Annotated in this window: 22 protein-coding genes; 21 read left to right on the top strand and 1 reads right to left on the bottom strand. The window is 24.4% G+C overall.

Features of this window, described 5'->3' with window-relative positions; translation table 11 throughout:
• Positions 1-203: 203 nt before the first annotated feature.
• The gene (locus tag ACUN06_RS12340; RefSeq protein ID WP_302739783.1) at positions 204-875 is read right to left on the bottom strand and encodes a response regulator transcription factor; all 672 of its coding nucleotides are present in this window, start codon (positions 873-875) and stop codon (positions 204-206) included.
• Between the two features lie 451 nt (positions 876-1,326).
• Between ACUN06_RS12340 and ACUN06_RS12335 the strand changes: the two genes are divergently transcribed.
• The 21 genes from ACUN06_RS12335 to ACUN06_RS12235 all read left to right on the top strand — a co-directional run bounded on the left by ACUN06_RS12335 (position 1,327) and on the right by ACUN06_RS12235 (position 23,307).
• The gene (locus ACUN06_RS12335; protein ID WP_449389900.1) at positions 1,327-3,234 is read left to right on the top strand and encodes a polysaccharide biosynthesis protein; all 1,908 of its coding nucleotides are present in this window, start codon (positions 1,327-1,329) and stop codon (positions 3,232-3,234) included.
• The gene (locus ACUN06_RS12330; RefSeq protein WP_291735337.1) at positions 3,234-4,415 is read left to right on the top strand and encodes a DegT/DnrJ/EryC1/StrS family aminotransferase; all 1,182 of its coding nucleotides are present in this window, start codon (positions 3,234-3,236) and stop codon (positions 4,413-4,415) included. Before ACUN06_RS12335 ends, ACUN06_RS12330 begins: the two co-directional genes overlap by 1 nt.
• Positions 4,416-4,452: 37 nt before the next feature.
• Positions 4,453-5,049 (top strand): sugar transferase, encoded by a 597-nt coding sequence (locus ACUN06_RS12325; RefSeq protein WP_449389899.1) that lies wholly within the window; start codon positions 4,453-4,455, stop codon positions 5,047-5,049.
• An 85-nt stretch (positions 5,050-5,134) separates the two neighbouring features.
• Positions 5,135-5,869 (top strand): YveK family protein, encoded by a 735-nt coding sequence (locus ACUN06_RS12320; RefSeq protein ID WP_294126137.1) that lies wholly within the window; start codon positions 5,135-5,137, stop codon positions 5,867-5,869.
• Positions 5,820-6,524, top strand: coding sequence for a CpsD/CapB family tyrosine-protein kinase (locus ACUN06_RS12315; protein WP_294163068.1), 705 nt, complete (start codon positions 5,820-5,822; stop codon positions 6,522-6,524). The genes ACUN06_RS12320 and ACUN06_RS12315 overlap by 50 nt, the downstream gene beginning before the upstream one ends.
• 20 nt (positions 6,525-6,544) lie before the next feature.
• A complete protein-coding gene (locus ACUN06_RS12310) occupies positions 6,545-7,519 on the top strand; it encodes an ATP-grasp domain-containing protein (protein ID WP_294163067.1) in 975 nt (324 codons plus the stop codon).
• Positions 7,520-8,257: an HAD family hydrolase gene (locus ACUN06_RS12305; RefSeq protein WP_294126134.1), complete on the top strand. Its 738-nt coding sequence runs from the start codon at positions 7,520-7,522 to the stop codon at positions 8,255-8,257.
• A complete protein-coding gene (locus tag ACUN06_RS12300; protein ID WP_302739792.1) occupies positions 8,226-9,383 on the top strand; it encodes a glycosyltransferase family 4 protein in 1,158 nt (385 codons plus the stop codon). Before ACUN06_RS12305 ends, ACUN06_RS12300 begins: the two co-directional genes overlap by 32 nt.
• An 11-nt stretch (positions 9,384-9,394) precedes the next feature.
• Complete coding sequence (locus tag ACUN06_RS12295) at positions 9,395-10,456, top strand: glycosyltransferase family 2 protein (protein WP_449389898.1); 1,062 nt, start codon at positions 9,395-9,397, stop codon at positions 10,454-10,456.
• A gap of 21 nt (positions 10,457-10,477) precedes the next feature.
• Positions 10,478-11,461: a glycosyltransferase family 2 protein gene (locus ACUN06_RS12290; protein ID WP_294126131.1), complete on the top strand. Its 984-nt coding sequence runs from the start codon at positions 10,478-10,480 to the stop codon at positions 11,459-11,461.
• A 1-nt stretch (position 11,462) separates the two neighbouring features.
• Positions 11,463-12,791 carry a hypothetical protein gene (locus ACUN06_RS12285; RefSeq protein WP_449389897.1) on the top strand — a complete coding sequence of 443 codons (1,329 nt, stop codon included), beginning with the start codon at positions 11,463-11,465 and terminating at the stop codon, positions 12,789-12,791.
• Positions 12,775-13,737: a glycosyltransferase gene (locus ACUN06_RS12280; protein WP_148322719.1), complete on the top strand. Its 963-nt coding sequence runs from the start codon at positions 12,775-12,777 to the stop codon at positions 13,735-13,737. The genes ACUN06_RS12285 and ACUN06_RS12280 overlap by 17 nt, the downstream gene beginning before the upstream one ends.
• 3 nt (positions 13,738-13,740) lie before the next feature.
• A complete protein-coding gene (locus tag ACUN06_RS12275) occupies positions 13,741-14,790 on the top strand; it encodes a glycosyltransferase family 2 protein (RefSeq protein WP_449389896.1) in 1,050 nt (349 codons plus the stop codon).
• Positions 14,791-14,806: 16 nt separating this feature from the next.
• The gene (locus tag ACUN06_RS12270) at positions 14,807-15,940 is read left to right on the top strand and encodes a glycosyltransferase (protein ID WP_449389895.1); all 1,134 of its coding nucleotides are present in this window, start codon (positions 14,807-14,809) and stop codon (positions 15,938-15,940) included.
• Positions 15,941-15,954: 14 nt separating this feature from the next.
• Positions 15,955-16,623 (top strand): DUF1919 domain-containing protein, encoded by a 669-nt coding sequence (locus tag ACUN06_RS12265; protein ID WP_294126126.1) that lies wholly within the window; start codon positions 15,955-15,957, stop codon positions 16,621-16,623.
• 21 nt (positions 16,624-16,644) lie between these two features.
• Complete coding sequence (locus ACUN06_RS12260) at positions 16,645-17,730, top strand: polysaccharide pyruvyl transferase family protein (RefSeq protein WP_449389894.1); 1,086 nt, start codon at positions 16,645-16,647, stop codon at positions 17,728-17,730.
• Between the two features lies 1 nt (position 17,731).
• Positions 17,732-18,700, top strand: a complete 969-nt coding sequence (locus ACUN06_RS12255) for a glycosyltransferase family 2 protein (RefSeq protein ID WP_294126124.1) — start codon at positions 17,732-17,734, stop codon at positions 18,698-18,700.
• Between the two features lie 5 nt (positions 18,701-18,705).
• On the top strand, positions 18,706-19,566 hold the full coding sequence (locus tag ACUN06_RS12250) for an SP_1767 family glycosyltransferase (protein WP_294126123.1): 861 nt from the start codon (positions 18,706-18,708) through the stop codon (positions 19,564-19,566).
• A 55-nt stretch (positions 19,567-19,621) separates the two neighbouring features.
• Positions 19,622-21,160 carry a lipopolysaccharide biosynthesis protein gene (locus tag ACUN06_RS12245; RefSeq protein WP_449389893.1) on the top strand — a complete coding sequence of 513 codons (1,539 nt, stop codon included), beginning with the start codon at positions 19,622-19,624 and terminating at the stop codon, positions 21,158-21,160.
• Positions 21,161-21,182: 22 nt separating this feature from the next.
• Positions 21,183-22,055 (top strand): metallophosphoesterase, encoded by an 873-nt coding sequence (locus tag ACUN06_RS12240; protein WP_449389892.1) that lies wholly within the window; start codon positions 21,183-21,185, stop codon positions 22,053-22,055.
• A 22-nt stretch (positions 22,056-22,077) separates the two neighbouring features.
• On the top strand, positions 22,078-23,307 hold the full coding sequence (locus ACUN06_RS12235) for a nucleotidyltransferase domain-containing protein (protein WP_449389891.1): 1,230 nt from the start codon (positions 22,078-22,080) through the stop codon (positions 23,305-23,307).
• The last annotated feature ends 260 nt before the right edge of the window (positions 23,308-23,567 follow it).

Raw genomic sequence — 23,567 nt, 5'->3', positions numbered from 1 at the left:
GAATGATAAAGAAATTTATCAGGAGATAACAAAATTATGTATGATACACTTGAAAACAAGTCATAGGGGATAAAGGTCTAGCTTTTAACATGAATAATAGTTCCGAAGTCTTTTGTTATATTAAAAATAAAAATAAGTAATGATAAATCTTAAATAAAGAGTTTATCATTACTTATTGTATTTAAAAATATGCAAACGCTAATTTATAAAAACAATGGCTTGATAATTAAGCCAGATTCATAAGCATAAATAATAGCTTGAGTTCTATCTTTAACATTAATTTTAATAAATATATTGCTAATATGCTTTTTAACAGTATTTTCGCTTATGTTAAGATTTTTAGCTATTTCAAAATTACTTAACCCATTAGATAATTGAGAAAGTATTTCTAATTCTCTTCTAGTAAGAGATGTCCTCAAATGATTTTTACTAGTAATTGTAACAGCAGATTCATCCTCAACAAGTCTATATAATAATTCACGATCATAAAATTTTGCACCTGTAGAAATTTTATGTAAAGCATAATTAATATCTTCTTGAGCAAATGTTCCAAGTATATAACCATCAACTTTTAATTTTGAAGTTTTAAAAAACATATTTTTACTTTCATTAAAATCTATAACTAATAATTTTAAGTTAGAATAGTTATCTTTAATAGATAAAATATTATCTATTATTTCTAAATCTTCTTTAAATAATGTAATTATTAAAAGTGTATCTTTAGTATTATTTATACTTTTATCATCAGTAGAATTTAAAGACTTAATACAATTATCCATAGAAGAAAAATAAGAAATATTTTCGAAATTATCTTTTAATAATGATTTAATACCTTCGTGAATTACAGGATATCTGCACAAAATAGAAATATTCACATTACCACCCTTTTCCAAATTAAAATAACTAATATTAAAATTATATAATAAAAAAATGGAAAAGTATAGATTTGTTTACATAAAGTTCTAAAATGATTTTGATGTTTTTAATTAAAATTATATTAAATAGTTAAATTTTCAAAATAATACTTTTATTAATACAAAATTTAAAATTATATTAAATTTAAAATTTTAATATTCAGTATTAAATAAAAAATGAATTTTAATATATAAACATAATAAAAATGTAGTAAGGGATAAATAATTAATTAGTATTAGTTAGTAGTATAAAGATAAGTAATGAAAAATAAGTAATATGAGATAATACTAATATATTATTTACTGTAAAAGATTGTAAAATGTATAATAATTTAATAAAAAGATATTAAAGTTATGTTTAATATTGATAAATATAAGAGTAAAAAAATATAAAGAAGGGAGTAAAAGAGGGTTGAGAGGCGAAGCTATTTTAAATTTAAGTAAAAAAAGCAAAAAATCAATATTGTTACTTGGAGATTTAACAATTATATTTTTATCTTATTACTTAATAATGTTATTTCAATATTCATCATCACAGTTAATAAGAAGTATATTTATAAAGCTTCCTTTAGTAGCAGTAATATATATAGCAATATTATTAAGTTTTAAGATGTATAGTTGTATATGGATAAATGCAGGTATTTATGAATTTAAACAAGCAATTACTTCAACAAGTATTGCATGTATCATAACTACAGTAGCAATGTTAATTATTCCAAATTCAATACCAGTATCATTAAATATTATATCTGGAATAGTAATAATAGCTTTAATTACAAGTTTTAGAATGTCATTAAAAGTATTAACAAGAGCAATTATTTACACAACATCTGAAAAAATCAATGGTAAATACAATGTTTTAATAATTGGTGCAGGCGATTGTGCATCTACAATAATGACTGAAATAAGAAAAGAAAAAAGTGATGAATATAATATTGTAGGAATTATAGATGATAATAAATCAAAAATAGGAAATTATTTAAATGGTGTAAAAATTCTTGGTGATAGAAATGATATTGCTGAAATAGTAGAAAAAGAAAATATAGATGAAATATTTTTTGCAATTGCAAAGATAAATGGAGAAGAAAGGGCAAAAATACTTGATATATGTAGTAATACAAAAGCTAAGATTAAGGTTATTCCAGGGTACTATCAATTATTAGAAGAAGGTATTTCTTTTAATAAAATGAGATATGTAGACTTAAAAGATTTAATAGGAAGAGAAGAGGTTAAATTAGATAAGGTTGGAATTGAGGAATATATAAAGGATAAGGTTGTTTTAGTAACTGGAGGAGGAGGTTCAATTGGATCTGAATTATGTAGACAAATTGCAAAGTATAATCCAAAACTTCTTTTAATATTAGATATTTATGAAAATAATGCCTATGATATACAAAATGAATTATCTTTTAATGAACCTAATTTAAATAAAAAAGTAATAATTGCATCAGTTAGAGATAAATTTAGATTAAATCAAGTAATAAGTGCATATAAGCCATCAATAATATTTCATGCAGCAGCACATAAGCATGTACCATTAATGGAAGATAACCCTGGTGAGGCAATTAAAAACAATGTTCTAGGAACATTAAATATGGTTGAATTGGCAATTCAATATAAGGTAGAAAAGTTTGTTTTAATTTCTACTGATAAAGCAGTTAATCCTACTAATATAATGGGAGCAACAAAAAGGCTTTGTGAAATGATAGTACAAGCAGCTAATAATGAAAGAGGAAATAAAACAGAATTTGTTGCAGTTAGATTTGGTAATGTACTTGGAAGTAATGGTTCAGTAATTCCATTATTTAAGAAACAAATTAAAAAAGGTGGACCGTTAACCTTAACTCACAAGAATATAACAAGATATTTTATGTTAATTCCAGAAGCTGCTCAATTAGTACTTCAAGCAGGGGCATATGCAAAAGGTGGAGAAGTATTTGTTTTAGATATGGGCAAACCAGTTAAAATTTATGATTTAGCAGAAAATTTAATAAAACTTTCTGGATATAAGCCTAATGAAGAGATAAAAATTCAAATAACAGGTTTAAGGCCAGGAGAAAAATTATATGAAGAATTATTAATGAATGAAGATTTAAGAAAAACTCAGCATAATAAAATATTTATTGATAAGCCAGAAAGTATTTCATTAAGTAATCTAAAAAATCAAATAGATGATTTAATTTTTGCTACAAAATTAGGAAATGAAAATATGCTAAAAGATAAATTAAAGGAAATAGTACCAACTTATAATTCACCAGAGTTTTATAACAATAAAAGGATATTACAAGAAGCTGCAATTACATCAGGAGGGGAAGAGTAATGGAAGCAATAAAAGAAAGAAAATCAAAAGAAGTTAATGAAAATAAAAGAATATTCTTATCATCTCCACATATGGGTAACTTAGAAAAGGAATTTATTAAAGAAGCATTTGATACAAATTGGATTGCTCCACTTGGCCCTAATGTTAATAGCTTTGAAAAAGAAGTTGCACAATATGTTGGAATAGACAATGCAGCTGCATTAATTTCTGGAACTTCAGCAATACATTTAGCAATTAAGTTATTAGGAATAAAAGAAGGAGATGTGGTATTTTGTTCAGATTTAACATTTGCAGCAACTTGCAATCCAATAATTTATGAAAAAGCAACTCCCGTATTTATAGATTCGGAATATGAAAGTTTAAATATGTCACCAAAGGCATTAAAAAAGGCATTTGAAGTTTATGAAGAAAAAGGAATCATGCCAAAAGCAGTTATAGTAGTTCACCTTTATGGACAAGCTGCTAATATGGATGAAATACTTGAAATTTGCAATAAGTACAATGTTCCAATAATAGAAGATGCAGCAGAATCGCTTGGTGCAACTTACAAGGGAAAACAAACAGGAACAATTGGTAAGTATGGTATTTATTCATTTAATGGAAATAAGATAATAACTACTTCAGGTGGTGGAATGCTTGTTTCTAACAATGATGAAGATATAAAAAAGGCAAGATTTTGGGCAACACAAGCTAGAGATAATAGAAGATATTATCATCATACAGAGCTTGGATATAATTATAGAATGAGTAATATTGTTGCAGGGATAGGAAGAGGCCAAATAAGAGTTTTGAATGAAAGAATAGCTCAAAAGAAAAATATTTATGAAATTTATAAAGAAGGATTTAAAGATATTAAGGAAATTGAAATGCAACATATATGTGATTATGGGAATCCAAATTATTGGTTAAGTGTTGCAACTATAGATTCAAAATCAAATGTTAAGCCACTAGATATAATTTTAAATCTTGAGGAACATAATATAGAATCAAGACACATATGGAAGCCAATGCATATACAACCTTATTATGAAAAATATGATTTCTTCAGTAGTTTTAATGATAATGAAAATAGTGTTTCTGAAGATATATTTAATAGGGGAATTTGTCTACCTTCAGATACAAAAATGACACAAGAAGAAATAAATAGGGTTATTAAAATTATAAAAGAATTATTTAAATGAATATAAAATTAATTAATATTAAAGAAGGGTATAGATTATGTTTGTAAAAAGGCTTCTCGATATTACAATATCATTAATAGCTTTAATTTTTTTATTGCCATTAATGTTATTAATTTACTTATCAGTAAGAATAAACCTAGGGGGCCCGGCCTTTTTCTTGCAAGAGAGGGTTGGAAAAGAGAATAAAATATTTAAAATGATAAAGTTTAGAACAATGAAAAATTCTACTGATAAGAATGGAAATTTATTAAGTGATAATGAAAGGGTAACTAAGTTTGGAAGTTTCTTAAGAAGTTTTAGCTTAGATGAATTACCTGAACTTATCAATATTTTAAAGGGGGATATGAGCTTAGTTGGACCAAGAGCATTATTAGTTCAATATTTGGGACTTTATAATGATGAACAAATAAGAAGACATGAAGTTCTTCCAGGGCTTACTGGATGGGCACAGATAAATGGAAGGAATTCTATTACTTGGAGTGAAAAGTTTAAGCTTGATGTTTGGTATGTAGATAATTGGTCTCTTTGGTTAGATATTAAGATTTTCTTTTTAACTTTTTGGAAGGTACTAAAAAGGGAAGGGATTAATCAAAGTGAAAGTGTTACAATGGAATATTTTAATGGAAGCAATTAGTTATTTAAGTAATAGTAGTAAATCGAGGGCTATATAAGAAGTGGGGATTGCTATATAGATAGAAAAAGATAACGGGAGGATGAAGATGATAGATAAATTTATAAATATTGAAGATTTATTATATACTTTTAAAAAAAAGTTTTGGATAATAATTATTGTTACATTATTTACTACTACAGTTGGCATATATAAAGCTTCAAAGCTAAAACCAACTTATGTTGCAAATGCTACGGTTTTTATTGGAAAAGGTAGTGAGTTAGTAGAGTACTATTCTAAAGAGGAAGTGGATTATTATTCACAATTAGTGTCAATTTTTAATGAGTTATCAAAAGTAGATGGTTTTTTTGATAATATTTTAAGGAAAAATAGAATAAATAAAACTTCTACGGAAGTAGCATATGGTATATCATTTTCATCATCTTCAAACACTCCGATGGTAAAGATATCATATTCTAGCGGAAGTGATGATAAAATAGAAGACATTCTAAATGCTGTAAGTGATGAATTAGTAAATAAAATTAAGCAAATAGCACCGGAATCACAACCAACTATAATAAGTAAAGCAAAATCATCAACAATATACGCAAATAAGAAAAAGATACAATTAACAGGGTTTGTTGCAGGAGTAATAATATCAGCAATGATTATTTTAGTGATAGATTTTTTAGATGATAGAGTAAATTCTAAAAGAAGATTGGCAGAAGTATTGCCAGTGCCTGTTATAGGTAATATACCAACTCATGAAAAGGAGTTTAGAAAGGAGAATAATGATGTTCATAACAAGCAAAATGCCAAAGTCAATATCAGCAGAGGCGTATAGAAGTTTAAGAACTAGTATAAAGTTTTCATCAGTAGATAAACCTATAAAAACAATAGTAGTAACAAGTTCTATTCCAGGAGAGGGAAAGTCTACTATTTCAGGGAACTTAGCAATTACCTTAAGTCAAAGTGGAGCGAGAGTTTTACTTATAGATTGCGATTTAAGAAAGCCATCTATTCATAAAAAATTTAGAGTAGTAAATGATTTAGGGCTTACTGATATTTTGGTTGATAAATGTAGTTTAAAAGATGTAATAAAAAAGATAGATGAGTATCTTTTTATGATTACTGCAGGAACTATTCCACCAAATCCATCAGAAATAGTAGGCTCAAATTCTATGGAGGATTTAATAAAAGAGTTATCTTTAAGTTTTGATTATATAGTTATGGATACTCCACCAGTAATTCCAGTTACAGATCCCTTACTTTTAGCTGCGAAATCAGATGCAACGATTATAGTTGTTAGAGCAAGAAAGACAAAGGAAAAAATAATAAGGCAGGCTTATGATGAGCTTATAAAAGTAAATTCAAATATTATTGGAAGTATATTAAATGATTCAGAAACAAAAACAAATAATAGCTATTATGAGTATTATGCTGAAGAAGATAAATGGAGTAGGCATAAGAGAAGAATAGCTAAGAAGTTAAAAAAATAAAGAAAGTATAAGGGGAAAATATGGTTATTAATATATTGATACTAAGTGCTGGGAGAAGAGTAGAGTTAGTAAAATGCTTTAAAGAGGCAGCAAAAATCAAAAGGATAGAAAGTAATATTGTAACTGCAGATATATCGAAAACTGCTCCTGCAACATACTTTGGGGATAAAAACTATACAATACCCAAAATCGGTGATGATGGATATATAGAGGCGGTTATTAATATATGTAATAAAGAAAATATTATGTTGGTAATACCAACTATAGATACAGAGTTAAAAATTTTAAGCGAAAATAAAAAATTAATTGAAAAGGAAACAAATGCAAAAATTTTAATTAGTGATAAAAAAGTAATAGACATATGTATAAATAAAAAGAATACAAATAAGTTTTTTGAAGAAAATGGATTTGGAATACCAAAGGAAATTAAAAATAGTGATATTGAAAATAGAAATTATAAATTTCCCTTATTTATAAAGCCAATTGATGGAAGTTCTAGTATAAATGCATTTAAAGTTAATAATGAAAAGCAATTATTATTTTTTAAAGATTATATTGATAATCCAATTATTCAAGAATTTATAGAGGGTACAGAATATACAATAGATGCATTTATTGATTTTGATGGAAATCCAATAACAATAGTACCAAGAGAGCGAATTGCAACAAGAGCGGGGGAAATATCTAAGGGGAAAATTGTTAAGGATAGAGAATTAATTAATGAAGTAAAAAAAGTTATAGAGGTATTAAAGCCTATAGGGCATATTACATTTCAATGTATGAAAATAAAGGATGGAATAAAATTTATAGAGATAAATCCAAGATTTGGTGGAGGAGCTCCTATGAGTATTAAAGCTGGTGCTAACTCACCATTAAATTTATATAGATTACTTTTAAATGAGAAATTAACTTATAATGAAGATTTTAATGAAAATATATTGGCATTAAGATTTGATGATTCTATTTTTTTAAATAATGATGGAGAATTAATTTAAATGATTAAAGCAGTAATATTTGATTTAGATGATACTTTAATTTCTGAAAGCGAATATATAAAAAGTGGATTTGAATCTGTGAGTAAAGAAATATCCAATAAATATAATTTAGATTATAAAGATGTAGTAAAAAAAACAAATGATTTATTTAGTCATTCATCAAAAAATGTATTTAATAGAGTTTTACAGTTCTTTAATATAAATTATTCACATGATTATATATTGTATTTAATAGAAATTTATAGAAATCATGATCCTAAAATTAAATTTTTTGATGATGTAATTGATACTATTAATTATTTAAAGGATATTAATGTAAAAATAGGCATAATTACAGATGGCTACAAAGAAAGTCAAAGAAAAAAGATACAGGCTTTAAAATGTAACGATATATTTGACAAGATAATTATTACAGATGAATTAGGTAGAGAGTTTTGGAAACCAAATAAAAAATCTTATGAAATAATGGCTTCAGAATTAAATATTTTATTTAGTGAAATGATTTATATAGGAGATAATGAAGAGAAAGATTTTAAGGGAGCAAATGAGTTAGGAATATTAACTTTTAAAGTAGAAAGGGAAAATAGAATTTATACTAACATAAATGTTGATGAGTCTTTTCAAGCTAAATTTAAGGTTAAAGATATTAAAAGTATTATTCAATATATCGATAATAATTTAATTAAAAGTAGAGGGGTAAATGAAAATGAAGAAAATTTTATATGTAACTACAGTTAGCAGTACAGTTAATGCCTTTTTAGTACCTCATATAAAAATGCTTATTAATGATGATAATATTGTAGATTGTGCATTTAATATTAATAAACCATTAGATGAAGAGTTAATAAATTTAGGAGTTAATTCCTATAATATACCTTTTAGTAGAAGGCCATTAGGTATTGGAAATATAAAAGCTTTTAATGAAATTATAAGACTTCAAAGATTAAAAAAATATGATATTATACATGTTCACACACCAGTGGCAGCTTTATATGTAAGACTTCTTAAAATAATCTTTCCAAAAGTAAAAATAATTTATACAGCGCATGGGTATCATTTTTTAGAAGGTGGTTCAAAATTAGGATGGTTAGTGTATTATCCTATTGAAAAGGTGATGGCAAAACTTACTGATGTAATTATTAATATTAATGAAGAGGATTATGAAATTACCAAAAATAAGCTTAAACCTAAAAATTGTTATCTTATTAATGGAGTTGGATTAGATTTAAGTATCTATAAAAAACTTAGTGAAGAAGAAATTTTAGAAAAAAAAAATGAGTTAGGAATTAATAAAAATGATTTTGTAATTTTAATGATTGCAGAACTAAATAAAAATAAGAATCATAAGCAATTAATTTATGCTATGGAAATTTTAAAAAAAAAATATGAAAATATTAAAATTATTTGTATTGGTGAAGGTAGTATGAAAAAGGAGTTAGATAAACTTATACATTCAAAATATTTACATAATAACATAATTATGTTAGGGTATAGAGAAGATGTAAATAAATTAATAAATATATCAGATATTGGAATTATGATGTCTTATAGAGAAGGACTACCTAGAAGTTTAATGGAATTTATGGCTTGTGGTAGAAAAATAATAGCTACTAATATCAGAGGGTGTAGAGATTTAATTTCTAACGAAGCTATAGGATCACTAGTTAATGTTGGAGATTATAAATCAACAGCAGATGAAATCGAAAAATATTATAATTCACATGATAAAAGTTTTAATGTGCCTGAAGAAGTTAATAAATATGATATTATTAATGTCAATAAGGATTTGGCTAAAATTTACAGAAATATAAGTGGAGAAATTAACTGTGAAAAAGGAATTTCTTCTTATCTTTCAAGTAGATAAGGGGGATTCTTATGTGTAAGGTTAGTATTATTGTGCCAGTATATAATGTAGAAAAATATTTAGAGAGATGTTTAGATAGTTTAATTAACCAAAGTTTCTATGATATTGAGATATTAGCAATTAATGATGGTTCTACTGATAGAAGTCTAGAGATTTTGAAAAAATATGAGAGTACTGATAATAGAATAAAAATTATAAATAATTCTAATGTAGGGGTTTCAGAAACAAGAAATATTGGAATAATGGAATCTAAAGGTGAATTCATAGTTTTTGTTGATAGCGATGATTGGATAGATAAAGATATGATTGAAAAGATGTATAAATTTATGGTTAATGAAAAATCAGATATGGTTATAAGTACTTATATTAGGGAATTTGGAGATCATAGTAGAGAAAGAAAGTTTAATTTGCCAGAAATAAATATATATGAAAATGAGCAAGTTAAAAATGATCTGTTTAGAAAGTTAGTGGGGCCTTTAGGAAGTGAATTATCAAATCCAGAATATGTGGATGCGTTAGGAACAGTATGGGGAAAGATGTATAAAGCTAATATATTAAAGAAAAACTTTTTGAAATTTATAGATTTAAATGAAATAGGAACTGGTGAAGATATTTTATTTAATATATATGTTTTTAATTATATTAATAAAGCTATATTATTAAATACGCCTATGTATCATTATTGGAGAGGAAATGAAGAGTCAATAACATCTAAATATATACCTGGTTTTATTGAGAAAAGAAAGAAGTACTTTAATTATATGAAGGATTTTATAAATGAAAATAAATTAGGTGATGATTTTATTAAAGCACTTAATAATAGAATATGTACATCTGTATTAGGTACTGGGCTTGTTGAATGTTATAAGGATAATAATATATCAGAAGTTGAGAAAATTAATAGAATTAAGAATTTATTGAAGGATGAATATATAGATAGTGCATATAAAAGTTTAGAGTTAAGATATTTTCCAATTCATTGGAGGATTTTTTATTTTTTTAATAAGTACAAGCTAGCTATTCCGTCTTATTTGATGTTAAAAAGTATAGGAACCTTGAAGAAGATAATATAAATTACGAAAGGAATGAAATATATGCCTCTTATTGGAGTTATTATTCCAGTTTATAATGTTGAGAAATACTTAGAGCAGTGTGTGGATAGTGTGTTAAATCAAAGTTTTAAAGATATAGAAATAATATTAGTTGACGATGGATCAAAAGATAGTAGTGGAGAGATATGTGATTATTATAAGGAAAAAGATTCAAGAGTAAAGGTAATTCATAAGGAAAATGGTGGACTATCCGATGCTAGAAATATGGGTATAAGACAATGTAGCTCAGAGTATATTTTATTTTTAGATAGTGATGATTATTGGAAGGAAAATTGTTTGGAAGAAATAGCTCGATGTATTGAAGATAATGTAGATATTGTATTTTTAACAGCAGCAAAATATTTTGAACAAACTGGACAAATAGAAGAAAAGTTTGAAACTTTAGATAAAGATAAAGTTAAAAATAAATCTAAAAGAGAAGTATTTGAGTATCTTGCTTCTTCAGAAAAATTCCCAGTAAGTGCATGTACAAAATTAATAAAAAAGGAATTAATAATTAATAATAATTTATATTTTGAAAAAGGGTTATTAAGTGAAGATATTGATTGGAGTACCAGATTGCTTTTAGCAGCAGAGAAGTTTGATGTTTGTTATGCCGAGTTTTATATTTATAGAAAACAAAGAGAGGGTTCAATAACTAATGGAATAAAGCTTAAAAGTGTACAAGACCTTCTATATATAATAAAAAAATGGGCATATAAATGTAAGAATAAAGAAATAGATTTGGATGTTATAGATAGCCTTTTATCATTACTTAGTTATGAATATTCAATTCTTTTGGCACACTTATTTTCTATAAATAAACAAGAAAGAAAAATTGTTTTTGATGAGATTAAAGAGTTGAAATGGATTTTAAGATATAGTAACTCTAAAAAAACTAAACTAGTTAAATTGGTTACTAATTTTTGTGGATTAAATTTTTCAGCTGCCCTATTAAATAAATATATTATAGTGAGTAATAAATAGTATGAATATTAAAGAAGCTTTAAAAAAAATAATACCCTATTCTGTTATTTTATTTATAATGTACTTTTTGTATTGGGGAATAGCTGAAATAGATACAATACCAATATCATCAGCTATTGTGCTTATATCATTAATATTATTTCTTTTCTTAAAAAATATTGTATTAATTGAAAATAGAAAATATTTAACAATTTATTGTTTAGCATTTGTAATAAAGTTTGGGCTTTTAATTTATGATGTAGCAAATAAAAATTTACCTATGACTAGTGGTGATTTTCAGGTTTATCATATGTTTGCTAATGAGTTAATTAGCTCTAGTGATGGTATATTAGGAATACTTTCTTTTTCTAATGGAACTGACTTTTATGCAAAAATAAATGCAATAGCTTATATATTATTGGATAATAACTGGAATATACCGTATTTTTTATCTTTTATATATTCTTTAATTTTGTCTATATATATTTATAAATCAGCAGTATTAATAACTAAAAATAAAGATAAGGCAGGTTTTATAGTGATACTATGGATGATAACTCCAATTGAAATGATTTATTCTATAACTTTTTTAAAAGAATCATTTATGCAAATGTTATTCATAATTTCTTTTTATAAAATGTTATCTTATTTGAATACAGGAAATAGGGCAGATATTTTAATTGCAATATTAGTTGCTGCTATGAATGCTATGATTCATTCAGGAGTAATAAGTGTTGTTTTAGTATATGCAGTATTTTTAGCATTCTATAGTTTCAAAGAGAAGAAAGTAAAAATTACTATGGGTGCAGCAATAGCTTTAATTATGATTATAGCTATAGTATTTGTATCACCAGCTGGTAGTGCTTTAATGTCTAGATTTCAAGGAATAGAGAGTTCAGAAGATTTATTAGAAAGTACACAAACAATTGCAGGAAATACAACATATGTTTCAAGTACTCCAAGTAATATGTTTGATATAGTATTACAAACACCATATAGATTTTTAATGTTTGCAATGTCACCATTGCCATGGCAAGTGAAATCAGTAGGTACAGCAATCGCACTATTATTAGATGGTATATTACAATATTTTATAGTTGCTTTTTACTTTGCTTTTATATTTATTTATAGAGCGAAAGACAATGAAGATAAATTATATAAATTATTATCTGTATCAATTGTAATATCAACTTATTTAGTTTATGCATGGGGAACTAATAATTTTGGAACAGCTATGAGACATAGGTTAAAGGTATATCCTATGACAATAATTATAATTTATACTTATTGGCCGAAAATTAAAGCGGCTTTAGCTGAAAGGAGAAATCTTAAAAATGAAATCACTAGTTAGTGTAATAGTACCAATATATAAAGTAGAAAAATATTTAAATAAATGTGTTGATAGCATAATTAATCAAAGTTATAAAAATTTAGAGATAATATTAGTTGATGATGGATCACCAGATAAATGTGGAGAAATTTGTGATAAATATGCTGAAAAAGATAGTAGGGTCAAGGTTATTCATAAGGAAAATGGAGGATTATCTGATGCTAGAAATGCTGGAATTGATATAGCTAAAGGTGATTATTTATTGTTTGTAGATAGTGATGATTGGATTACATCTAATATTTGTGAAGTATTAATTAAAAATGCTAATGATAATTTATCTGATATTATAGCATGTAATCAATATGAGACCTTTGATGGGGATTTTCATGAAATATGTGAAAGTTATGAATATAGAAATTTTAGCAATGAAGAAGCATTGAAGATGTATCTTAATGGAAATTTATTTTATACATCTACTTGTGGAAGATTATATAAAAGGGAGATATTTAATAATATAAGATTTCCGTTAAATAGGAAAGCAGAAGATTTATTTACAACATATAAATTATTATATAGTGCTAATAAAATAACTTATGTTGATTTTATTGGTTATATATATTGTAGAAGAGATAGTAGTATTATGGGATCATCAGATATGAAATTAACTATGGATGTGTTTCTAGCAACAAGTGAGGAGTTTGAATTTTTAAATAAGAAAGTACCATCACTAAAAACAGATATTAATAGAATTTATATGAGGTGTTTATTAAAAACATACTCATATTTTTCAAGAAATGAGTTTATTAACAATGATGAAGCTAAAGATATTAAAAGAAAGGTTTATAATTTAATAAAGAACAATAAGTGCTTAAGTATAGATAAAACTACTAATTTTATAGTAAATATATTTTGTATTTCACCAATAATTGCAGTAAGAATTTTAAGGTTATTAAAAAAGGATAGATGATATATGAGTATAAAAAATGAAAAAATTACTATTATTGTTCCAGTTTATAATGTTGAGAGGTATTTACAGCAATGTATTGAATCTTTGATAAATCAATCATATGAAAATTTAGAAATTATATTAGTTAATGATGGTTCAACTGATGCCAGTGGAGAAATATGTGATAAATATTCAAGTGTAGATAATAGGGTAAAAGTTATTCATAAAAAAAATGAAGGGGTAAGTATTGCTAGGAATACAGGGTTAAAAGAAGCAAGTGGTGAATATATTGCTTTTGTAGATGGAGATGATTTTTTAGATAAAGATATTTATTTTAAATTATTTCAAATAATAAATAACTCCAAATATGATTTAGTTATGTGTAGATTTTATAAAAGTTTTTCTAATGGAAATAATGTTATTGAAAATGAACCATTAAAAGAGGGAGAGTATAAAAAAGAAGAGATTTTTAAAAAATTAATACTCCCTATGATAGGAAATAGTTTTAAAAATACAGGTAAAGAATTAATTATGGGAGCTGTTTGGAGGTGTTTATACAAAAAAGAAATTATAGAGAAAGAGAGAATTGAATTTCCAATAATAAAAATTGCTGAAGATATGTTATTTCATTTAAATTACTTAGGATATTGCAATTGCGTATATATATTAGAAGAAGCATTATATTTTTACAGATTTAATGAAATGTCAGCAACAAGAAAATATATAACTTCATTGTGGGAAACGTTACAAACTCAGATTAATATGGTAAGAAAGATATTGATAAATTTTAATTTATTAAATAGAGAGAGTGAAGAAAGATTAGAATCAAATACTTTTTATTTCATTTCATGGTGTTTCACCAATGAATGTCATCCAGGTAACCCAAAAAAATATAAACAAATATTAGAACATATAAATGATATAAAGAAATCAGATGAATTCAAAAAAGTATTTAATTGGAAAAATATATTAAATTCTCCGATTAAAGAAAGATGTATATTTATATGTATTAAATTGGGGATATATAAACCAATATATATTTATAATAATAAAAAATTTAGGGCTAATAATTAGAATTTATGAGGTTAAAATGGAGAATAAGCAAAAAAAAATATTATATTTTTTAAATGATTTAGATAATGGTGGTAAGGAAACTTTTTGCTTAAATGTTAATAGAAATATTATTAAGGATAATTATAAAATAGATTATTTCTTAACTCTAGGAAATAAAGAATATTATAAGGAAGAGGTAGAAGAGTTAGATGCAAAGGTAATTAATATAAAAAATGAAAATGCTCCTTTTTTTATACCTAGATTTATTAAGTTATTTTATTTAATAAATAATAATATAAAAAAAGGAAAATATGATGTTATACATATACATCAATGTAAAGGAGTTATTTCTATTTTAATAGCAGCATATATAAATAAGGTTAAGTGTATATGTGTTCATTCCCATAGTGCATTTACACCAGATAATGATAATAAAATAATTAAATTTAAAATAAAATTATATTCAATTATAAGGAATAAGCTTATCAATAAATTAGATCCATATAGATTAGGATGTAGTAAAGAGGCTTGCAAAGAAATGTTTGGTAAGGATTGCTTTAAAAATAAGAAAACTAAAGTTATTTTTAATGGTATATCTTTTAATAAATTTAATAAATCAAAGGTTAATAAAGATGTAGTTATTAATAAATATAACATAAAAGTAGACAGTATTAATTTTATTAATATTGGTAGATTTGAGGAAGAAAAGAATCAATTATTTCTAATTAGAGTTTTTAGTGAATTTATAAAACTTAGAGAAAATTCTAAATTAACCATAGTTGGCCATGGTTCATTAGAAAGTAAAATTAGAAATGAAATTAATATGCTAGGTATTGAAGAGTATGTTGATATATTACCTCAAGATACTAATATACCTGAAATATTAAGTGTTATGGATTATTTTTTATTACCATCATTATATGAGGGGTTAGGTATAGTTCTTATAGAAGCACAGGCTATGGGAGTACAATGTTTTGCATCTAACTATGTTCCTGAAGAAGCTGATATAGGGTTGTGTGAGTTTTTACCGTTAGAAATAGGAGTTCAAAATTGGGCAAAATCAATTGATGAATATATTAGTCAAAATAAGCAGGGAAATATTGATAATGAAAAATTAAATAAATATGATATTAAAAATGTTGTTTTAGAGTTAGAAGAAATTTATCAATAAAGGAAGTAATAATAATGGATTTATATAAATTTAAAGTACTAATATTAAATAAAATAGGAAATTTTAATAGAGAATTATGGAAAAATAAAAGAGATAGTAAAAAAATCAAAAATAAAAATTTTACTATAATATCACAAACATGTATTGGTGGATTAATGTATCATGATACAATGAGTAAGTTTTTAAGTCCTACTATTAATGTTAGTATAGAACCTAAATATTTTATAAAACTTTTAGAAAATATGAAGTATTATATGAGTATTGATAAAATTGAAGAAGTAAAAACAGATAAAAATTATCCAGTTGGAAAGTTAGATGATATTATTATTAATTTTGTTCATTATAGTAATTTTGAAGATGCAGTAAGCAAATGGAATGAGAGAAAAAAAAGAATTAATTATGATAAATTGTTTATTGTTATGGCAGATAGAGATGGTTGTAGTGAAGAGATAATAAAAAGATTTGAAAATCTCCCATATGATAATAAAATAATTTTTACAACTAAAAAATATAAATATAACTCATGCGTGTATGTAAATTATCCAGATCCATATAAAGATCAAATTGGGTTAGTGACTAATATGTCTAATATTTTTGGAAAACGTGTATATGAAAAATACTTTGATTATATAGGATGGTTAAATAATAAATATGATAATATAAAAGAATTTTGTAAAGTTTAAAAGAGTAAAGGAATATGAGTTATGAAAAAGATGAAAGTTTATGCATATACAAAGCAAAATTTAGGTGATGATTTGTTTATAAAAATACTATGTGAAAGATATCCGAATACTCAATTTGTTTTATATGCACCAAATGTTTATAAAGATATATTTAAAGATAATAAAAATTTAGAAATTTGTTCTTCTGAAGATAAGCTAAATAGAGTAATAAATTTTATTGCTAGAAAATTTGGTGTAAATAATTATGTTGATAGAAAGTTAGTAGAAAGTTCAGATGGAGGAGTATATATTGGAGGTTCATTATTTATTCAAGGAGACAATTGGAGAGAATATACTGAAAATTATATCAAGCAAATGAAAGGAGAGGATAAGCCTTTTTATTTATTAGGGGTAAATTTTGGGCCATTTAATAATGAAGAATACTACTTAGAGCATAAGAAAATATTTAAGGAATATACAGACATATGTTTTAGAGAAAAGTATTCTTATGAAATGTTTAAAGATTTAAATAATACTAGAATAGCAGATGATATTGTTTTTGGATTAAAAGGAGTAAAAATTAAGCAAGGCAATTCAGTTGTAGTATCAGTTATAAGACCATCCTATAGAGAAGAATTACAAAGAGAAGATTTTTCTTACTATAAGAAGATTAAGGAAATGTGCATTGAGTTTATAAATAAGGGATTAGAAGTAACCTTAATGTCATTTTGCAAAAGCGAAGGTGATGAAGATGCAGTAAGTGCCATAATGTCATTAATTCCTGATAAATATAAAAATAAAATACATAGTTATTATTATGAAACTAATATAAATGAAGCTTTAGATGTATTGGCTAATGCAAAGGCAATTGTTGCAAGTAGATTTCATGCAATGATATTAGGTTTAGTTTTTGAAAAGCCTATTTTGCCTTTAATTTATAGTAAGAAAATGACTAATGTTTTGGAGGATATTAAATTTAAGGGTCCATACTATAATATTAAGAAATTAGATAAGATTAATATTGATTATAGTTGGATTGAAAATAATAATGAATCGGTTAAAAAGCAAGTTATTAATGCTGAAAATCATTTTAAAAAGTTAGATGAATTTTTAACCAAGGGAGTTTAGTATGAATAATATTGAGTGCGAAGATAAAGAGCTAACATATGGAGTAGATTTAATTAGTGTTATAATTCCGACTTATAATAGAAAAAGTTATTTGATGGAAGCAATAGATAGTGTTTTAAAACAAAATTATTCTAATATAGAGATATTAATAGTTGATGATAATTCAATAGATGGGACAGGAGAATTAATATGTAATAATTATAAAAATTATGACAATATATATTATTTTAAAAATAATATTAATAAAGGACCAGGATATAACAGATTAAAGGGATTTAATAAGGCAAAAGGGAAATATATAGTTTTTTTAGATGATGATGATTATTATACTGATTATAATTTTTTTGGTGATGCAATTAAGAAGTTTAATGAAAATAGTAATTTATCATTTGTTTCAGCAAATAATTATATTAAAAAAGAAGGAAAAGATGAACTTATAGAAAGTATATTGAATTTTAACAAGAAAGTAACATGTGTTGAGTATTTAAATAACTTTCAAACTGTAAAATACCCTAAGCCACAATCAACATTTACAACTATATTCAATAAAAAAATATTAGAATATGTTAATTTAAATGAAGTTAAAATGGTAAATGATACTATTATCTATCTAAGAGCTCTATTAGGTGGAAATCCAGAATTTATAAAAAATATAGTAGGAGTATATAGAATTCATAATAATAATATTTCGAAAGGATGCTCTTCAGATTTTATTATTCAGAATCTTGACGAAAAGTATAAAATATATAATTTAGCTAGGAATATGAGCAATTTTAGAGATAAAATAACTGAAAATTGGTTAAATGAACAAATGTTTTTAACACTTGATTATTATATTTCTGAATCTCCAACTAATTTTAAAGATTATATGAAAATAATAAAATGGATTAATAAAAATATTAAACATAAAAGGTATTTACAGATTAATAATGTAATTAAGAGATCAATAAAAAAGTATATAAGTAGGTAAGATTTATGAAGATAAAACAAGTAATTTTTAGAATTAGTAATAATATTTTAAAAAAAGTTTATAAATTTAAAATTTTAAATAGATATGAAACTATTAATTTAATAAAAAAGAATAAACTATCTGTAGCTAGATTTGGTGATGGAGAATTATTTATAATTAATAATACTGAAATCGGGTTTCAGGAGAAAAATATTGAACTATCAAAAAGATTAAAGGAGATATTAAAGAGTAATGATAAAGATATATTAATTTGTATACCAAGCATGTTGAATGATACAAATTGGTGTACGGAAAAGTGTAAAAAGTATTGGGATAATCATTTACAGGATTCAAGAATATGGTGGTTTAAATATATAAATAAAAATAGAACTTATGGAGATACTCAGATTACTAGACCATATATAGATTTAAAAGATAAAAAGGAAAGTGAAAATTTATTTAATAATTTAAAAGAGATTTGGGATAACAGGGATGTTGTAATTATTGAAGGAGAACAAACTAGATTAGGAGTAGGTAATGATTTATTCAATAATATAAAATCAATAAAAAGAATTATATGTCCTGCTAAAAATGCCTTTAATAAATATAATTATATTTTAGATGAAGCAAAAACTATTTCTAAAGATAAGTTAATTTTAATAGCTTTAGGACCTACAGCTACGGTATTAGCATATGATTTAAATAAGTTAGGATATCAAGCTATTGATGTAGGTCATATTGATATTGAATATGAATGGTTTTTACAAAAAGTTACTGAAAAAGTTAAGTTAAAAAATAAATATGTAAATGAAGGAACGGGAGATATTAATATAAGTAATGAAAATGATGGTTCTTATAATAAAGAGATTATAAAACTAATATTATAATAATAAATGGTGATTTATCTTATGATAATAGAAAATATGGTGTGAGGAAATAAATATGAGGACAAAGAATGTAATAAGAAATATAGGCATAAATATTTTAACTCAAATAGTAATTACAGTTTTAGGGTTTTTATCAAGAAAAGTTTTTATTGATAATTTAGGTACAGAATATCTGGGTATAAATGGATTATTATCCAATGTTATATCTATGCTAAGTCTTGTTGAAGGTGGTATTGGAACAAGTATTATTTTTAATTTATATAAACCTTTAGCAGATGATGATAGACCTAGAATAATTGCACTAGTTCAATTATATAAAAAATTATATGGTATTTTAGCAATAGTAATTTTATTTTTAAGTATATGCCTATATCCTTTCTTAGGATCATTAATGAGAGATTATACAGGTGTTCCATATTTAACACTTATTTATTTTATATTTGTAGCAAAAAATATGATTTCATATTTAAATGCACATAGATGGTCTTTAATAAATGCTGATCAAAAGGGATATGTATTAGCAAGATATAATCTTATATTTAATATAGTAACAACATTATCTAAAATAGCAATTTTATATTATACAAAGAACTATGTTTTATATCTATTAATTGAAGCAGGAATATTTGTAGTACAAAACATATGGAATGGTAGAATTGTTAATAATAAATATCCATATATTAATACTAGAGAAAAATATTATGTTGAAAAACAAGTAAAAGAAAATTTAATTACTAATGTTAAAGCAATTTTTTTACACAATATTGGATCTTATTGTGTTTTTGGTACTGATAATATTTTAATATCAGCATTAGTAAGTATACAAGCTGTAGGATTTTACTCAAATTATACTCTAGTAATTAATCAATTATCAACCGTTGTTAAACAAGTTTTAGAGGGAATAAGTCAAAGTGTAGGAAATTTAATAGCAACTGAAAGTAAAGAAAAAAGTTATAAAATATTTAAAGTAGTATATTTAATTAATTTTTGGATTTACTCATTTGCAGCAATATTTTTATATAATTTATTAGAACCATTTATAGGATGGTGTTTTGGAAAAGATATGATATTAAATAAGCTAGTTCTGGTAATAAGTATTGTCAATTTTTACTTAACTGGGTTAAGAAGTAGTGTAAACACATTTAAAACTAAGGCGGGAATATTTAAAGAAGATAAGTATATACCTTTAATTGAGTCTTTTATTAATTTATCAGTATCAATTATTTTGGCAAAGTATTTGGGGTTAGCAGGAATATTAATAGGTACTGCTATTAGTACTATATCCATTCCACTATGGGTTCAACCCAAATTAGTATATAATAAAGTTTTTAATATGTCAGTAGCAGAATATTTTAAAAAGTATTGTATATATTTAATATTAACTATAATAGTTGGAGCTATAACAACATTTGCTTGTAACATTTTAGTTTTAGGAGCTGGATTATTTAGTTTAGTATATAAAGGGATAATATGTGTTTTAATACCTAATGTTATTTATTTTTTATTATTCTATAGAACTGAAGAGTTTAAATATTTATACGATATAGGAAAAAGTATGATTATAAAAATTAAAGGAAAAGTTGTATTTAATTAATTTATAAATGGAGTATTTTATTATGAAGAAAAAGAGAATATTATTACTTCTACTATTAAGTATGTTAGTAATAGTAATATATAATATCATATTAAATAATATAGTAGAAGTAGTTTATACAAATGTTGAAATAGAAAATTTACCAGAAGAGTTTCAAGATTTCAAGATACTTCAATTAACAGATCTTCATAACAAAATATTTATGAATGATCAAAAATACTTAATAGATAAAATAAATTCAATAGATTATGATATTTTAGTTATTACTGGAGATATGAGTGATTACAATGATATAGAAAAAAGTGATGGGTTTATTAAATTATTAGATGGAATAAATAATAAAAATAATATTTTTTATGTAGATGGTAATGCAGGATTAATAGCTATTGATGATACTACCAATAAAGTTACAGAGATAGGACAGCAACTTATAAATAAAGGATGCATATTACTTGATAAACCTTATGTAATTGAAAGAAATGGACAAAAGTTAGTATTATCACAATTTCTAAATAAAGAAACTTATGAAAAACAATATCCAGAAACAAAGGATGAAGATATAAAGATGGTTCTTACGCATTATCCTAGAGATAGAAGATATTATGAAGAGGTAAGTGTAGGAAATTTACCAGATTACGATTTAGTAATAGCGGGGCATTATCATGGAGGACAATATAGAATACCTTTTTTAGGAGCTATATTTATACCTAATACAAATCCTTATGGAACAAGATTTTTTCCAAAACAAGAAGAAGTTAGTGGTCTAACTGAATGGGGAGGATATAAACAATATATTAGCAGAGGATTAGGTGCTAGTGGGGATTATAAAATTTTAAGATTTAGATTGTTTAACATTCCACAGATAGATGTATTAATATTAAAAAACAAAGAATAGATGGTTATTGGGGGAGTAATTTATGAACAAAACACAGAAACAATTAATAGAAATGATAAATTCAGCTATTCATGGTAGAAAGATTAATTTCGATGAGAATGAAATAGTAAATTGGGATGAATTGTTAGAAGAAGCCAGACAACATAGTGTTACATCTTTAATATATTCCTCAATAAATAGAAGTTCTATAATAAAGTCTTTAGATAAAGAAAGGCTGAATTCATTAAAAAAACAAGTTTTTTATAGTGGAATTAATCAAGTTAGACATATAAAACAAACTGCTGAGATACTGAAAGAATTACAAGAAGAGAGTATAGAAGTTATAGTTTTAAAGGGGCTTGTAGTTAGATATTTATATCCAAATCCAGATTTAAGAACTATGTCTGATGCAGATATAATTGTTCATAAAGATGATTTAGAAAAGGTAAGTGAAATTTTAGTTAAAATGAATTATAAACAGACAAAACATGAAGATGAACATGGTGCTCATATAGTATTTAATAAGGAAAATTCATGCATAGAGGTCCATTGGACATTATTAAATGAGGATTTTTTTAAAGGAGATAGATCTTTTGAAGATAGTTTATGGGATAATGCTATGACAGTTAAGGTTGGAGAAGCAGAAGCTTTATCATTATCATGGGAGGACCTAGCAGTTCATCTTTGTGTTCATATGGCATCACATTTTTCTCACAAGGGATTTGGAGTAAGACAATTATGTGATTTAGTATTAGTTGTTGAAAAAAAAGGAAAAGAAATAGATTGGATTCTTTTTAATGAAAAAATAAAAAAATGTAAGTTGGAAAAATTTACAGCAGCTATTTTTAATGTATGTAAAAAACTATTTAATATGGAGATTCCAAAAGAATTAAATTCTATTTATGATATAAATGAAAAAACTATAAATCTAGTAATAGATGATATTTTTGAAGCTGGAGTTTTTGGAAATAAAAATACTGATAATATGTTTGGAAGAGAATTAGCTTTTGATAAGGATACAGAAAGTGGAAGTAGTAATATTAGAATAATAGGAAGGTTTATAAGATTATTATTTCCATCACCTAACGAAATGAATAATAAATATAATTATGCTAAAAAGTATAAAATTTTAGTACAAATTGCATGGATTCATCATTTGATTGAGGGATTATTTAATAAGAATTATAATACTAAAAATAAAGTTGGAATGTTACTCTCAACTATATCTGTATCAACTAATAGAAGTAAACTATTAAAAAAATTAGAATTGTAATAATAAGGTAGTAAGTAAAACAAAAAATACTTACTACCTTAATTTTTTTATGAGCTAAAATATTTTAGACAAAGTGTAGTTACTAGTTATTGTAGTTGATTTATTAATATTTTCATTTACGTTAATTAATATATAATACTTATGTTAATAATAAGTTAAGAATTTATACTATTATTAATTTTAATTATAAAAAGCAATATCAAATTTAAATAAATAGAATAAAATTTAATATAGTATATTTTTAGGAGGAAGATATAGTT

The sequence above is a fragment of the Clostridium sp. ETTB3 genome, assembly GCF_053571985.1.
The sequence above is the reverse complement of the archived record's forward strand: the minus strand, read 5'-3'. Positions and strand labels throughout refer to the sequence as shown.

Excerpts from the sequence above, each read along its gene's own strand:
- ACUN06_RS12300 (WP_302739792.1), top strand. The coding sequence starts at position 8,226 with ATGAAGAAAATTTTATATGTAACTACAGTTAGCAGTACAGTTAATGCC.
- ACUN06_RS12245 (WP_449389893.1), top strand. The coding sequence starts at position 19,622 with ATGAGGACAAAGAATGTAATAAGAAATATAGGCATAAATATTTTAACT.
- ACUN06_RS12305 (WP_294126134.1), top strand. The coding sequence starts at position 7,520 with ATGATTAAAGCAGTAATATTTGATTTAGATGATACTTTAATTTCTGAA.
- ACUN06_RS12320 (WP_294126137.1), top strand. The coding sequence starts at position 5,135 with ATGATAGATAAATTTATAAATATTGAAGATTTATTATATACTTTTAAA.
- ACUN06_RS12235 (WP_449389891.1), top strand. The coding sequence starts at position 22,078 with ATGAACAAAACACAGAAACAATTAATAGAAATGATAAATTCAGCTATT.
- ACUN06_RS12250 (WP_294126123.1), top strand. The coding sequence starts at position 18,706 with ATGAAGATAAAACAAGTAATTTTTAGAATTAGTAATAATATTTTAAAA.
- ACUN06_RS12330 (WP_291735337.1), top strand. The coding sequence starts at position 3,234 with ATGGAAGCAATAAAAGAAAGAAAATCAAAAGAAGTTAATGAAAATAAA.
- ACUN06_RS12290 (WP_294126131.1), top strand. The coding sequence starts at position 10,478 with ATGCCTCTTATTGGAGTTATTATTCCAGTTTATAATGTTGAGAAATAC.
- ACUN06_RS12285 (WP_449389897.1), top strand. The coding sequence starts at position 11,463 with ATGAATATTAAAGAAGCTTTAAAAAAAATAATACCCTATTCTGTTATT.
- ACUN06_RS12280 (WP_148322719.1), top strand. The coding sequence starts at position 12,775 with ATGAAATCACTAGTTAGTGTAATAGTACCAATATATAAAGTAGAAAAA.
- ACUN06_RS12265 (WP_294126126.1), top strand. The coding sequence starts at position 15,955 with ATGGATTTATATAAATTTAAAGTACTAATATTAAATAAAATAGGAAAT.
- ACUN06_RS12325 (WP_449389899.1), top strand. The coding sequence starts at position 4,453 with ATGTTTGTAAAAAGGCTTCTCGATATTACAATATCATTAATAGCTTTA.
- ACUN06_RS12310 (WP_294163067.1), top strand. The coding sequence starts at position 6,545 with ATGGTTATTAATATATTGATACTAAGTGCTGGGAGAAGAGTAGAGTTA.
- ACUN06_RS12295 (WP_449389898.1), top strand. The coding sequence starts at position 9,395 with ATGTGTAAGGTTAGTATTATTGTGCCAGTATATAATGTAGAAAAATAT.
- ACUN06_RS12275 (WP_449389896.1), top strand. The coding sequence starts at position 13,741 with ATGAGTATAAAAAATGAAAAAATTACTATTATTGTTCCAGTTTATAAT.
- ACUN06_RS12315 (WP_294163068.1), top strand. The coding sequence starts at position 5,820 with ATGTTCATAACAAGCAAAATGCCAAAGTCAATATCAGCAGAGGCGTAT.
- ACUN06_RS12270 (WP_449389895.1), top strand. The coding sequence starts at position 14,807 with ATGGAGAATAAGCAAAAAAAAATATTATATTTTTTAAATGATTTAGAT.
- ACUN06_RS12240 (WP_449389892.1), top strand. The coding sequence starts at position 21,183 with ATGAAGAAAAAGAGAATATTATTACTTCTACTATTAAGTATGTTAGTA.
- ACUN06_RS12255 (WP_294126124.1), top strand. The coding sequence starts at position 17,732 with ATGAATAATATTGAGTGCGAAGATAAAGAGCTAACATATGGAGTAGAT.
- ACUN06_RS12260 (WP_449389894.1), top strand. The coding sequence starts at position 16,645 with ATGAAAAAGATGAAAGTTTATGCATATACAAAGCAAAATTTAGGTGAT.